Annotated in this window: 10 protein-coding genes and 3 pseudogenes; 9 read left to right on the forward strand and 4 right to left on the reverse strand. The window is 64.5% G+C overall.

The annotated features are described in order from the left end of the window. The 3 pseudogenes from MFF61_RS33640 to MFF61_RS34120 all read right to left on the reverse strand — a co-directional run. Positions 1–379: pseudogene (locus MFF61_RS33640) on the reverse strand (IS66 family transposase); the annotation flags it as partial. A 44-nt stretch (positions 380–423) separates the two neighbouring features. Continuing rightward, positions 424–1098 (reverse strand): annotated as a pseudogene (locus MFF61_RS33645) (transposase); the annotation flags it as partial. 31 nt (positions 1099–1129) lie between these two features. Further along, a pseudogene (locus MFF61_RS34120) lies at positions 1130–1257 on the reverse strand (IS6 family transposase); the annotation flags it as partial. Positions 1258–1324: 67 nt separating this feature from the next. Here MFF61_RS34120 and MFF61_RS33650 point away from each other — a divergent pair. Beyond that, the gene (locus tag MFF61_RS33650; RefSeq protein ID WP_283206072.1) at positions 1325–1816 is read left to right on the forward strand and encodes a TCP-1/cpn60 chaperonin family protein; all 492 of its coding nucleotides are present in this window, start codon (positions 1325–1327) and stop codon (positions 1814–1816) included. 704 nt (positions 1817–2520) lie between these two features. On the opposite strand, the gene MFF61_RS33970 is transcribed toward MFF61_RS33650, so the two are convergent. Continuing rightward, positions 2521–2652: a hypothetical protein gene (locus MFF61_RS33970; protein ID WP_283206073.1), complete on the reverse strand. Its 132-nt coding sequence runs from the start codon at positions 2650–2652 to the stop codon at positions 2521–2523. 891 nt (positions 2653–3543) lie between these two features. On the opposite strand from MFF61_RS33970, the gene MFF61_RS33655 reads away from it, so the two are divergent. From MFF61_RS33655 to repC (MFF61_RS34125), 8 genes are all read left to right on the forward strand, one after another. Continuing rightward, positions 3544–4599, forward strand: a complete 1056-nt coding sequence (locus MFF61_RS33655; RefSeq protein WP_238242198.1) for a Rieske (2Fe-2S) protein — start codon at positions 3544–3546, stop codon at positions 4597–4599. A gap of 208 nt (positions 4600–4807) precedes the next feature. Further along, the gene (locus MFF61_RS33660) at positions 4808–5413 is read left to right on the forward strand and encodes a hypothetical protein (RefSeq protein WP_238242199.1); all 606 of its coding nucleotides are present in this window, start codon (positions 4808–4810) and stop codon (positions 5411–5413) included. A gap of 1157 nt (positions 5414–6570) precedes the next feature. Next, positions 6571–7797: a plasmid partitioning protein RepA gene (gene repA, locus MFF61_RS33665; RefSeq protein ID WP_238242200.1), complete on the forward strand. Its 1227-nt coding sequence runs from the start codon at positions 6571–6573 to the stop codon at positions 7795–7797. Continuing rightward, positions 7794–8813, forward strand: coding sequence for a plasmid partitioning protein RepB (gene repB, locus MFF61_RS33670; protein WP_238242201.1), 1020 nt, complete (start codon positions 7794–7796; stop codon positions 8811–8813). The genes repA and repB overlap by 4 nt, the downstream gene beginning before the upstream one ends. A gap of 205 nt (positions 8814–9018) precedes the next feature. Continuing rightward, positions 9019–10182, forward strand: coding sequence for a plasmid replication protein RepC (gene repC / locus MFF61_RS33675; protein ID WP_238242202.1), 1164 nt, complete (start codon positions 9019–9021; stop codon positions 10180–10182). Positions 10183–10487: 305 nt separating this feature from the next. Beyond that, the gene (gene istA / locus MFF61_RS33680; protein WP_238242203.1) at positions 10488–11714 is read left to right on the forward strand and encodes an IS21 family transposase; all 1227 of its coding nucleotides are present in this window, start codon (positions 10488–10490) and stop codon (positions 11712–11714) included. Then, complete coding sequence (gene istB, locus MFF61_RS33685) at positions 11711–12487, forward strand: IS21-like element helper ATPase IstB (RefSeq protein WP_238242205.1); 777 nt, start codon at positions 11711–11713, stop codon at positions 12485–12487. The genes istA and istB overlap by 4 nt, the downstream gene beginning before the upstream one ends. A gap of 267 nt (positions 12488–12754) precedes the next feature. Continuing rightward, entirely contained in the window at positions 12755–12904 is a 150-nt protein-coding gene (gene repC, locus MFF61_RS34125; protein ID WP_353960075.1) for a replication initiation protein RepC, read from the forward strand. Positions 12905–13038: the final 134 nt, after the last annotated feature.

Here is a 13038-nt window from a genome sequence, read left to right on the forward strand (position 1 = left end):
CGCGCCAGTCGCCGACTCTACACAGACAGATCCGCCCGTCATCCAGAAACGCGGCAAAGCGCGTCCAACGCTTGAGCATGTAGTCGATGGGTTGCACGACCGCCGACGAACGCGAGAGCTGGGCGCGCTGCTCGCCGAGCCAGGCGTGCAAGTCCTCCACCACCGGCCGGCTGCGCTCCTGCCGAACCCGGCGGCGTTCGTCCGCGCTCAAGCCGTTGATCTCGCGCTCGAGGGCAAAGAGGATGTGGATGCGCTCCACCGCCTCGAGTGCGATCGGCGACACGGGCGCGGCACCGGAGCCGCGGCGCGCTCGGGCGACGATGTCGGCCAACTCGAAGAAGCCGCGGCGGGCGTGCCCCCAGCAGAGCGCCGAGGTGACCGCCCCGCCCGCACGCCCCGGATCATAAAGCCCGTTGTAGCCGCGCCCGTTGTCACCAGGGGGGCCGTCCCGGACGTTGCTTCACAAGCCAACAGGTTGCTCTGGTCGAAGGTTTTGTCGTCGCGGATGAGAGCATTCGCCAGGGTCACGAGGCGTCGCCCTGTGGCCACGATGGCAAGCTTGGCTGGTTTGCCGGCGTCTCTCATGGCGCGATAGGGTTTTCGGAAAGCCGGACAGGCGCGTGCGGCGACCATGCCCGCCATGTAGAAGGCTGTCCGCAGGCACGGCCGGCCGCCAGCGATGGCATGGCGGCCGGGATGCGCCCCACTCTGGCTGGGATGAGGAGCCATGTCAGCCAGGCTCGCGGCGGCCTTGCGGTCGATCCGTCCAAGTTCGGGCATATCGGTGATCAGCACGCCGGCGATGCGCCGGCCGATCCCCGGGATCGAGGTGAGGATGGTGCGCTTACGGGCCAAGGCCGGGTCGGCAGCGATGCGCCGGTCGAGCTCGGCTTCAACCTCGGCACAAGCCTGCGTCAGGACTTGGAGGACGGCCCGGTGGCTGTCGACGATCATCGGATCGAGGGCCTGGGCCAGCCGGGTCTTCTCGATGGCGATCAACTCGGTGAGCTGGCGCCGGCGCGTCGACAGAGCCTTGAGGGTCACCTGATCGGCCGTGGGAACCGGGCGCAGAGACTCGCTCATGTGTTGACGCAAGCGTGGTCAGCAGCAAATCACGAGCCACTCACCATCGGACACCCTCGGAGGCGACGCTGATCCCACGCTCGGCCGGGAGCTCCTCCACGTCGCGGTCGCTGAGCGTGAAGCGCAGGCGGAGCCGACGGCACGGCGGACGATCTCGAGTGGAAACTGGTGCAGGGTGTCGGAGACCGGCTGCGAGCCCCCTGCCCTACTCCGACCCAGGCCGACCTGCCCACCACCTGGCGTGACACCGTCCCCTGCCCTATCCCGGCTCAAGCCCGCTTGCCCCTGCTTCGCGCGACAATGCAAGCAGCGTCATGTGCCCGGAGGCGGCACCGCGCTGCTGCGGGCCCAGGCGGCCGTGGCCGCGCTCAAGAGCGACAACGCCGACGTCCAGGCCGGTATCAAGATCGTGCTGAAGGCGCTCGAGGCCCCGATCCGCCAGATCGCCGAGAACGCGGGCGTTGAGGGCTCGATCGTGGTCGGCCAAGTCTCCAACAACACGGGTTCCGAGACCTACGGCTTCAACGCCCAGACCGAGGAGTACGTGGACCTGCTCCAGGCCGGTGTCGTCGATCCGGCCAAAGTCGTGCGCACGGCCCTGCAGGGCGCGGCCTCGGTCGCCGGCCTGCTCGTCACCACGGAGGCGATGGTGGCGGATGCGCCGAAGAAGGAGAGCCCCGCTCCCGCAATGCCGGGCGGCGGAATGGGTGGGATGGGCGGCATGGACTTCTGAGCTCAGGCCACCTTCAAACTGCGCGGGCAGGCCGCCTAGCAGCGGCCTGCCTATCGCCTAACCCGAGCCCAGTTTCCTCCCATTCCCCACCTGCTTCGTCGGGGCGCGTGGGTGAGACGAGCCAGAGCCACAGGTCATGGTCGCCGACCTCGATGAGACTGACGAAGCCACGATCCCACCGGGCCGTCCACAAACGGCCGACATGGTGGACAGGCCCGATGATTCGCCCTGCTCCGCCAGGGTGTTCGTTCCGGACGATCTCGCCGCGTAGGCGCTGCTCGGGTGTGCCCGCAGGTCGCTCCTTCAACTCCATCGACAGAGCGAAATCGGTTGAGCAGCGCCGGCCTTTACAGGCGCCCTCGCTGGCAGGCTTCACCTCCCGCAAGGGTCCTTGGAATCTGACGTCGGAGCTTGGAAGGAGGCAGAGCGGAGCGGGAGCTACGGCCCCCGACATTGCGATGAACATTAGCGTGAGGACCGGCACGCTCATGACGGACCCATGGGGTGACTAAGCCTGCAGCGTAGGCTTTGTCCGCGCCTGATGATGGCCGGGACCCGATTGCCAGGTGTCCGCACCGTCCTCAACCAGCCACGTGGTCGTAGAGTTGGACAACTGCCCACCTACGGACGCAGAATGGTACCTCCCTCGCCGCAGCAGTCAGGAGCTATCAGGTTCGTTGGCACGCGCGAGGTGGGTGCTTGGCCTATTTCCGATTAGCCGATTTCACGGCAGCGCTGACCACGTCCTTCGTCGATGGTGCTGCTGCAAGGATCTTGGGCACCGGCTTCTTCGGCTTCTTGGCTTCGCGATTGCCGCGCTTCTTTTCCGAGGCCATGATCAGCCTCCTCTTACATCCAAGCGATCATAGCATGATTTGGCAAACTATGGGACGGAAATTCAACAGGCCCGTGAAAGCTGGCCTCATTGGACGCGGAGGGCGACCGCTTGAACGGGATCATTGAGAGCGAGTGTCGACCTTCTTCCGGCAAGCACCAGGTCGACGACGTGTGTTCCTCGTGCGGGTTACCGAGCAGGTTCGTCCCGACCACAGATTAGATTTTCAGGCGCAGCCAAGTGAGCGTACTGAGAAGGATCAACAGGTGCTTTGGGTAAGCTCGATCGAGCTCTCGCATGATCCAGCGCTTGAGCCGAAGCTTTTGAGACCGCGTCATCGCCGCCTCCTGCAAGAGGCTCAATGATCAGATTCGATGGTTAACAAAGTGTTAACTAGCTTAGCATTGTTAGCAGCGAAGCCGGATTTTGCCTGATTTATAGCTGAGCTTATCTGCACGAGCGGGTGCGCTGGCGACCTACCTGCGATCCGGCTGAAGGCTGGTCCGTTTCGTTCGCAACTGGGAGATGCGAGTGCGATGAATTGAGCCCACCACTTCGGACCTCGCGAACTCGAGACCAACGCGGGCCAACCCGCCTTGAACCCTCCAGCGGAGTTGGCAGGCTGCTGCCCGGCCTCCTTGCTGTTCAAACGGGTCCACGTCGTATGGATGAAAGCGTGAGCAGCTTTCAGCTTCGCGAAGGCGCTGGTGTAGCTCTTACCTTCGATGCGCAGGCTGCACGCTCGGTGGAGCGCCACGGTAGCGGCCTAAGGTATGGAAGCCCCCTCCCCTCCTGCAGCTGCAGCTCAGCTCCCGCGATGATGCGTCCCGGAGACTACGCCACCTCACATTCCAACCGGCGCGGCGGCGAGACCTTGCTTTAGCAGGCTGCCTTGACGGAGTCGCAGCCCAAGCGCATCGCAAGTGTGGATGGTTGCTACATTCGTCTGCTTCAGAACACCAGCGCAGCTGCGGGAGGCAAGCTCATGCAGGCGCCGAACACGGAATTCTCGCGCGCGGGGAGTCTGGAGGAGCTGAGGGCGAAGGGGCGGATCGTGATGCACGGTCATCATCGTCCGATCCTCGTGATCTACGACCGCGGACGCGTCGTCGCCCTCGACAATCGTTGCCCCCACATGGGCTTCCCGCTCGAACGCGGCAGCGTCGAAGATGGCATCCTGACCTGTCATTGGCACCACGCTCGCTTCGCTCTCGAAAGCGGCTGCACCTTCGACCTGTGGGCGGACGATGTACCGGTCTGCCCGGTCGAGGTGCGTGACGGAGAGGTCTGGGTGAAGACCGAGTTCGCCCATGCCGACCCGGCACGCCACTGGGAGCAGCGGCTGGCCGACGGCCTGGCCCACGACCTCAGCCTCGTCATCGCTAAGGCTGTGCAAGGTCAGCTCGCGGCCGAGGTGCCGCGGGCCGACATCGTGCGGCAAGTCGCGCTGTTCGGGGCGCGCAACCGCGACGGCTGGGGTGTGGGTCTCACGATCCTCACGGCCCTCGCCAACCTCCTGCCCGTGCTGCCGGAGGAGGAAGCCTACCTCGCCTTGTTCCATGGCGGACGCCACGTGGCGGCGGACTGCGACGGCGCGGCGCCGCGGCGGGAACGGGCGGCGCTCGGAAGCCGACTTGACGCGGCTGTGCTCAAGCGCTGGCTGGGGCGTTGGGTCGCCGTTCGCCATCGCGAGGCGGCCGAGCGCACCATGCTCACAGGCAATCGCGGCCGGGCTCTCTCCTCCCGTACTCGCCGAATTGCTTCTCGCGGCCGAGACGGAGCGGGCGTTCGCCGACAGCGGACACTCGCTCGACTTCATCAACAAGGCATTCGAATGCCTCGACCTGATCGGCTGGGAGCACGCGGCGGCGGTGCTGCCGACCGTGGTCGGCCAGATGGCGGCAGCCCGCGGTGCCGAGGAATCAACCGATTGGCGGCAGCCCGTTGATCTGACTGCGCTCTGCGACGAGACAGCCAGGTAACTGCCGGAGCTGTTTACTGCCAGCCGGGACAATGGCTGGTCGGACCACGTTGCGCTCGCCCAAGCGCTGCTCGGTGACGATCCCGTCGAGATCACGGACGCGCTCAAGGCGGCAATCCGGGTAGGCGCCTCCCCGGCTGACTTAGGTCGGTCGCTCGCCTACGGGGCGCTCAGGGTGGCGCGCTTCGGCAACGCCAACGAGCACGCCGACTGGGAGGCAGCGTACCACGTCTTCACCTACGCCAACGCCGTCCACCAGCTGCTCAACCGAATCGAAACCGCCAGCGCAAATGGTGGCACCACGGCCGTGCGTGCCATCCTGCACGGAGCGATGGCCCTGTACCTGACCCGCTATCTCAACGTACCGCCGGCCCGCATCCCGGGCGACGACGACCAGCATCTCGACGACCTGCCTACCGAGGCGGAGACCATCCGTGCCACCCTGCTCGATGCCTTCAACCGGCAGCAACAGGTCGATGAGGCGGCGAGGCTCGTGGCCCGGCATCTCACATTCGGCCACTCGTCACAGGCTCTGATCGCTACGCTCGCAGGTGCCGTGCTACGCGAAGATGCAGGCTTTCATGCCTATCAGATGCTGGAGGCCGAAATCCGCCAGTTCACGGTGTGGGGCGACACCGACGCTGGACGGAACATCCTCGTCGCGGTTGCCCAGTATCTTGCAGCCCATTCACCGACGCAAAGGGCGGCATTGCAGACGGCTGACATCGCGCGACGATTGATGCGCGGAGGCGAGCTGCATCAGGAGACGGGCACGCCTTGACGCTGCGCTGAGGAGGGGAGCTGGAGAAGTGATCTTTGGCCATTAGCTCTGCTCGACCACTCCCGCGTGGTGCAGATAAACTTTTCACGTTGGGCGAGTGCAAGCTGTCCGATAATTCAACACGGCGACGCTTTACTCCTTATATTTTTGGAAACGTGCGAACCGCCACAACTCATGGTGCCAGGAACGAGACGTTAAATCCGCTCAACGTGGCAGCCTTGGGCGGATCAAAGCCCTTTGCTGTGGGCGGGCAGGTTGTCGAGCACGACTGTATCGCCGCGCTTCTCCGCTGATCGTGCTCGCCAATGTCTAGACCAGGAGCAACCGCCGCTAAATTCCTGGTCGAACACCTGCCAAGGGAGGGGAACTCTACGCCGAGCATATGCGCCTCGTGCGCGAGCACATCCAAGAAGTTGGGATCGTGCCGAGGCTCCGTCTGCCCTCTCGACGCATAGTGCCCGCAGCGCACAAGGGCAGCTTTGCAGCGGCTGCGATGCCTCCGACCTCGCGTAGCTAATCCTAGATACCGCACTTGTTACAGCGCGGACCGTGCCTTCTTGGACAAGGGCGGTAGGGCGAGCGGCCAGCGGAGGCCGCCGCTGAACACAGGATCGCGCTGACTGTCGTGCCTCTGCCCTATTCCAAGCGCAGCTTCGTTCTCCCTGCCTAGCCGTGTGCGGTCGAGCACCCCTTCGCCTAAAAAGTCCGCTCCCGCCGCCACGCCCGAGACCGTGAGCGCTTGCCTGCAACCCTGGCGGCCAGCACTTCGTCGCTGGCGTGATCCTGCTCCTGGGCAGAGCTGCCGGCTTCGCACCGGCCTTCAAGCCCTATAGGTCGCGGCAGGACTCTTGCTGATCGATCGTTCAGGCAAGGCACTCTACTCCTTCAGAGAGCGATTCGAATGCTAGTTCAGTCTACACGTTGCTGAGGCCGTGCCTGAGCGGCCCATCAAGTCGTTGGATCTCCAGTTAGCCGCGGCTAACCGGAGTTCGGGCCCGCGGCGTTAGCCGCGGCTAACGTGGCAGAGGTTCCCAAAAGAATCCGTTGAATCGTTGCTCTTGAGTCACTTGCCAATCATCCAGAATCGTTCCTACCCTGCCAGTCGCGCAGTTTTCCCGATTCTGCGTCGAAAAGTGATTCTGGCGACGGACACCGAGATGAGTGCGGAGAAGGCAAGGTCAGCGGCGCAAGCCGCCTCTACCCGCCCTTCAGAATTGAAAGAGCTCGTGCAGCGGCACGGTGCCGAGCTGTCATCGCAGCTGCAAGCGCATCACCGAAGCATCTTCCCACCGGAAGCTGAAAAATCCATTCGCCCCTTCAGCCCGGCTGAGACGGCGAAGCTGCTGGGCATCCATGAATCCTACTTGAGACAGGTCGCGACCGAAGAGAATGGGGTCGCACCTGCACTCAAGAACGGGCGCCGAAGTTATTCTGTTGAGGACATCTACGAGCTGCGAAAGCGTCTCGATCAGGGCACGCGCGGGAGCCGCCGGTATCTGCCTCATCGTGGTCCGACCGAGCACTTGCAGGTGATCACGGTCATGAACTTTAAGGGCGGCTCCGGGAAAACGACAACGGCCGCCCATCTTGCGCAGCACCTGGCGTTGCATGGGTATCGGGTTCTTGCGATTGACCTTGATCCGCAAGCGAGTCTATCCGCGCTGTTCGGCCATCAGCCAGAAACGCATGTTGGCCCCAACGAGACGCTGTACGGCGCGATTCGGTACGACGATCAACGCCGTCCTATCGCCGAGATCGTGCGCGGGACGTACATTCCGGATTTGCACATCATCCCAGCCAACCTCGAGCTGATGGAGTTCGAGCACGACACGCCAAAGGCGCTCCTCCGGCGTCAGACTGGCGACACGCTGTTCTTCGCGCGGATCGGGCAGGCCATCGGACAGGCGCAAAACCTATACGATGTCGTTGTCATCGATTGCCCGCCGCAGCTCGGGTACCTGACACTTTCCGCGCTCACGGCCGCGACCTCCGTCCTGATTACCGTCCATCCGCAGATGCTGGACGTGATGTCGATGAGCCAGTTCCTGCAGATGACAGGTGACCTCCTCGACGAGGTCAGCCGCCATGGTGCTTCGACTTCCTATGATTGGATGAAATACCTGATCACTCGCTTCGAGCCGGGGGACGGGCCCCAGAACCAGATGGTTGCGTTCCTGCGGTCGATCTTCGGAGAGCACGTCCTGATCCACCCAATGCTGAAGAGCACGGCAATTTCGGACGCCGGGCTGACGAACCAGACCATCTTCGAAGTCGAGCGCCAACAGTTCACGCGCTCGACATATGACCGAGCGGTGGAGTCCGTGACCAACGTGAACACTGAGATCGAAGCCCAGATCAAAAAGGCTTGGGGGAGGGCGGCTTGAGCAGAAAAGTGCTGTTAGCCAATCTTACGAAGCGCGATGAGCCCACCGCTGAGGCGCCCCCTCCGGTCGCTAATCGTATGCGGGCAAGGCCCATCCTTGGATCTCCAGAGCTGATTACGGACACGGCCGCCGGGCCGATTGGTGCGATCGGCCAATCTCTGGGCGAGGTCAGTGAACGGGCTAGGCGCGCCGAGGAAGTCGAAAGGAAGCTAACTGAAGGCCAAGTCATTATTGAGATCGACACGGCCTTGATTGATCCGTCCTTCGTGTCCGACCGCATGCCGGTATCGAAGGAGGCGCTTACCAGTCTGACAGAGAAGATCCGCGACCACGGGCAGCTCAACCCAATCTTGGTGCGTCCGCATCCAGAAGCGGAGGGGCGGTATCAGGTCGCGTTCGGCCATCGCCGTCTCAGGGCTGTGATGGCGCTCGGCCTACCGGTCCGTGCCGTGGTCCGCAAGCTGACGGACGAGCAACTGGTCATCGCGCAGGGGCAGGAAAACCACGAGCGCGAGGATCTATCCTACGTTGAAAAGGCGCTGTTCGCGCGCCGGCTGGAGCAGCGCGGGTTCAGTCGCACCACCATCATGGCCGCGATGTCGATCTACAAGAGCGACCTCTCGAACATGCTTTCAGTCGCAACGAGGATCCCCGAGGAGGTCATCAATGCCATCGGTCCTGCTCCTGGCATTGGCCGGAGGGCTTGGCTCGAACTAGTCGCTTTGATGGCGGAAGACGGTACCGCGACGGCTGTCCGGAGCACTATTGCGGACCCTGCCTTCGCGGCGCTGGAGAGCGAAATCAGGTTCAAACAGGTCATCGCTGCGACGAAGACGCAAGCGACACGGGGCAAAGCGGAAAGCTGGCTTACGTCGAGCGGCGAGACGCTTGCGAAGGTCACACAGGACGAGGATCGCGTGTCTCTGACGATCGACCGGCGGAAATCGCCCGAGTTCGCCGAGTTCGTGCTGACCCGCCTGCGCGATCTCTATGCGGAATTCAAGGCGGGCCCGTGATGGCCCGCCCTTGATGGTGTGGCGTACCCCGTAAACCTCTAACCCGGAGCAACCCAGGCAAAAGAAAAAGGCCCCCAGAACGTTCGTCCCGGAAGCCCTTCTCCAAGTTTGGCGACTCAGAGAATCGCACTTCCGCACATGGCCGTCAAGAGTCAGACGCCGTTTTGGCGAGCGGATTTCCTTTGCCTGAGCAGAGGCAAGGAACATGGATCATCCAACGACGCCCTTCGGGCGGCGAACGCTGACGCTTGCTCAGGTGGCGAGCCAAGCGAAAGCCCGCGCATGCCCAACTGATAAGCCGGCTCACAAATGGAAGGTGTTCCGGGCCATCACCGAATGCCGGGATCGCCTCGGGATCTCCGACCGCGCGTTGGCGGTTCTGAACGCCCTGCTAACGTTCCTGCCCGAGACGGCGATGACACCAGGGCCGGACCTCATCGTCTTCCCGTCCAACCGACTGCTCGCGATCCGGGCGCATGGCATGGCCGAGTCCACGCTACGGCGTCAGCTGCAGGCGCTGGTGTCGGCTGGCCTAATCATCCGTCGTGATAGCCCGAACGGCAAACGATATGTCCGTAGGGGAGGGGAGGGGGCTACCCAGGTTGCCTTCGGCTTCGATCTAACGCCGTTGGTGGCAAGGGCGGCCGAATTGGAGCGCATGGCCGGGGATGTCCAGCAGGAACGCCGGCAGGCCGTTATGGCACGCGAGCGCGTGACCATCCTGCGCCGCGACATCGGCAAAATGCTGCTGGCTGGCTCCGAGGCCGGGATCCCGGCGGACTGGGCGTCGATCCGATCGAAATTCGCCGGTCTCTGCCACCGCCTGCCCAGGCTAGCTGCGGCCGCGATGCTCGAACCACTGGCGGCGGACCTTCAGGCCTTGGCGATCGAGGTGGGCAAGCTGTTGGAAACCCACACTGATGCTGTGGATATGAGCGGCAATGACAGCCATACCGAGCGGCACTATCAGAATTCAAAACCAGAACCTTCTGTGAATCTTGAACCGGCCCCCGCCAGGGCGCCTGGGCAGAAGCCGATGCGCTTTGCGCTGGGCTCGGTCCTGAAGGCATGCCCCGATATCGCGATGTACGACCGACACGGCATCAAAGCGTGGCATGACCTCGTCGCGACGGCCGGGATGGTGCGGAGCATGCTCGGGATTAGCCCGAGCGCTTGGGAAGAGGCGAAGGGAGCCATGGGCGAGGTCGATGCTGCAGTGACGATCGCGGCGATCCTGCAGCGCGTTGAGGAGATCAAGAGCCCGGGCGGATACCTGCGCAACTTGACCGCCCGCGCTCAGATGGGTGAGTTTTCGACCGGGCCAATGATCATGGCGCTGATGCGCCGACAGCAGATATGCCCGCAATGAGCCGGAGATATGCCTCCGACTACGTGATGGACATGCATTTGCTCGCAGAGCCTCAGCTTGATCTATGCAGGCTGGACTGCCACGACACAGTAGTGCGCTCCGACGTGGTGCGCGCAGCGGACTTGATCGGCCGCCAGAACGGTCAGCAGCTCATTCTAAGCAAAGGTGTCGGAAGACGTGAGACGAGCGGCTTAAGGCGACACCCAGATTCACGCGTCGTCGCCTCCGGCTGAGGCCTGATCCCAGCTCCGCGGTGGGGCAGGGAGAGGAGCATGAGCCGGCTTGAGGCGGAGGCTCGTTCGGCGATGAGGGCGTTGTCGGCACGGGGGACATCGAAGAGCGAGATCGCTCGGCTCCTGCAGGTGAGCGAGGGGACGGTCCGCTATCATCTGAAGCGGATCGAGGGAGCCATCGTCGACGGGCGCTCGCGTCAGGCCCTGAAGGCCGCGGCTCTCTCGGAGGTGATCGACGCCTGGCGGGAACGCCAGGCCGGCCGCGTCAACCTCGTTGCCCTGCACCAATTTCTGCAGACTGAGTATGGCTACGCCGGGAGCCTGAAGTCGGTTCAGCGCTACTACAAGCGGACCTACCCGGCCCCGGCGATCCGTGTCCGGCGCCGGGTGGAGACGCCGGCCGGTGCCCAAGCACAGGTGGACTGGGCGCATTTCCCGGGCGTGTGGGTGGACGGGGCTCCGACCGATCTCCTGGCGCTTCACATGGTTCTGAGCTTCAGCCGCATGGAGGCGATCATCTGGTCGCCGTCCAAGACCATGCTGTCCTGGTTGAGCTGCCATTCCCGCGCCTTCGAGCGGCTCGGGGGCGTACCCGCGACCGTGCGAGTGGACAACGAGAAGACGGCGGTCGTGCGCGGCGCGGGCGCGTGGGGCGTTATCAACCCGACCTACCGCCGATACGCCAACGCCCTCAAGTTTCACGTCGACGCCTGCCCGCCCCGCCAGCCGCGCTGCAAGGGCAAGGTCGAGCGGAAGATCGCCGACCAGCGCCTCTCGCTGAGTCCCTACGGCGAGCACTTCGCGGACGTCGCCGCCCTGCAGGCCTGGACCGACCAGCGCCTCGAGGCCCGGGCCATCCGCCGGATCTGTCCGGCCACCGGCTCCAGCGTGGAGGACGCTTGGCGCGCCGAACGGGACGTTCTCACGCCCTTGCCCGATCCTCTGTTCGAGCCCTTCGACGCCGCCGTGCTCGCCCGCGTCGGGACCGACGGCCTCGTCGCCTTCGAGGGACGCCAGTACAGTGTCCCGTTCCGCTTTGTCGGCCAGACCGTCGAGGTCCGCGGCGTCGCCGGTGCCGTGGAGGTCTGGAAGGGAGGCGAGCGGATCGCCCGACACGACCGCCATACCAGCCGGCGCGTCCTTCTCCTCCAGAGCCACTACGACGGCCCGAGCACGCCGGAGGTGATCGCTCCGCCGCCCCTCGGCCGGATGGGCGCCCGCATCCAGGAGCTCGCCGCCCTGCCGGCGCCGATGCGGTCGATCGAGTTCTACGCCGCCCTCGCGGAGGTGGCCCGATGACGCCCCGCGGACGGCTCGATATCGACACGACCCGAGAGAAGCTGCAGGCCCTCGGGTGCAGCTACGCCGCCGAGCAGCTCGACCAGCTGCTCAGCCAAGCGGTCGGCCAAGACACCCCGCCCCACAAGTTCCTCGAGCATCTCCTCGACGCGGAGCTGACCGGGCGCGAGACGCGCCGGGTCGCCACCTCCCTCAAGCTGTCCGGCCTGCCCCTCGGCCAGACGCTGGAGAACTTCGATTTTGCGTTTCAGCCTGCAATCGAGCGCTCGCGCATCGACACCCTCGCAACGGGGGCCTGGATCCGCAACGCCGAGACGGTTCTGCTGCAGGGCCCGCCGGGCGTCGGCAAGACGCACCTCTGCGTTGCCCTCGGCGTCCGGGCCGTTCAGCTCGGGTTCTCGGTCCTCTACTACCGCTTCGACGAGCTGATGACCGCGCTCAAGGCCGACGCCGCCACCCCGCCGGTGCGCGTCCGGCGGCGGCGCTACATGTGCATGGCCCTCCTGATCATCGACGAGCTTGGGTTCGAGCCCATGACGCGTCAGGAGGCCAGCCTGTTCTTCCGCCTCGTCACCTACCGCTACGGCCGCGGCGCCATGCTGATCACCACCAACAAGAGCATCCGGGACTGGACCGAACTCCTCGCCGGCGATGAGGTCCTGGCGACGGCGATCCTCGACCGCCTCCTTCACCGCGCCCACGTTCTGAGCATCAAGGGCCGCTCCTACCGGCTGCGCGACCTTGAGGAGTCTTTACGTCGGGCGGAGGCGTGACGCTGGCCCGCGCGATCCACAAGCCATCCCGCCCCCCATCCCTCTCGCGTTCTTCAAGCAGCAAGGCGCTGTGCAGCCTGCGGGCGCCGCGCAGCGCCGGTCCTGGCCAGTCGCGGAACGACACCGACCCGTAAATCTGAGTGTCGCGCTAACTCGTAAAACTGGGTGTCCATTGACACAAAGGGCAGCAGGCCGCGTTCACGCGTCGAGATCGGCTTCGACCAAGTTCGAAAGAGGCGAGCCGTCGCTTTGACATTACGGCTGTGTATGTACTGGAAACCTTGCCTCGAGATCGAGAACTACACGTGGAGACGAGTGATGAGCTGGCCCGAGCTGGTCGACGCGGCGGGACCGATCAGAGCCATGCTGGGGATCCCGCCGAGCACGTGGGCCGACGCGGTAAACGCTATCGGCTAGGCGGACACCGCAGCCGCCATAGCTGTCAAGCGAAGTGGAGATTTGACCCCCTTGGCGGTCCTCCCGCGTTCTTGGTGCGCACCCGAGTCGAAGGGTCGCGTCGCGCGAGGTGAGGCTCGGCTCCACGACGCGGC

This window comes from Methylobacterium isbiliense (assembly GCF_022179325.1).
Taxonomy (GTDB): Bacteria; Pseudomonadota; Alphaproteobacteria; order Rhizobiales; family Beijerinckiaceae; genus Methylobacterium; species Methylobacterium isbiliense.

Excerpts from the sequence above, each read along its gene's own strand:
- repC (WP_353960075.1), top strand. The coding sequence starts at position 12,755 with ATGTACTGGAAACCTTGCCTCGAGATCGAGAACTACACGTGGAGACGA.
- repA (WP_238242200.1), top strand. The coding sequence starts at position 6,571 with ATGAGTGCGGAGAAGGCAAGGTCAGCGGCGCAAGCCGCCTCTACCCGC.
- repC (WP_238242202.1), top strand. The coding sequence starts at position 9,019 with ATGGATCATCCAACGACGCCCTTCGGGCGGCGAACGCTGACGCTTGCT.
- istA (WP_238242203.1), top strand. The coding sequence starts at position 10,488 with ATGAGGGCGTTGTCGGCACGGGGGACATCGAAGAGCGAGATCGCTCGG.
- MFF61_RS33970 (WP_283206073.1), bottom strand. The coding sequence starts at position 2,652 with ATGGCCTCGGAAAAGAAGCGCGGCAATCGCGAAGCCAAGAAGCCGAAG.
- istB (WP_238242205.1), top strand. The coding sequence starts at position 11,711 with ATGACGCCCCGCGGACGGCTCGATATCGACACGACCCGAGAGAAGCTG.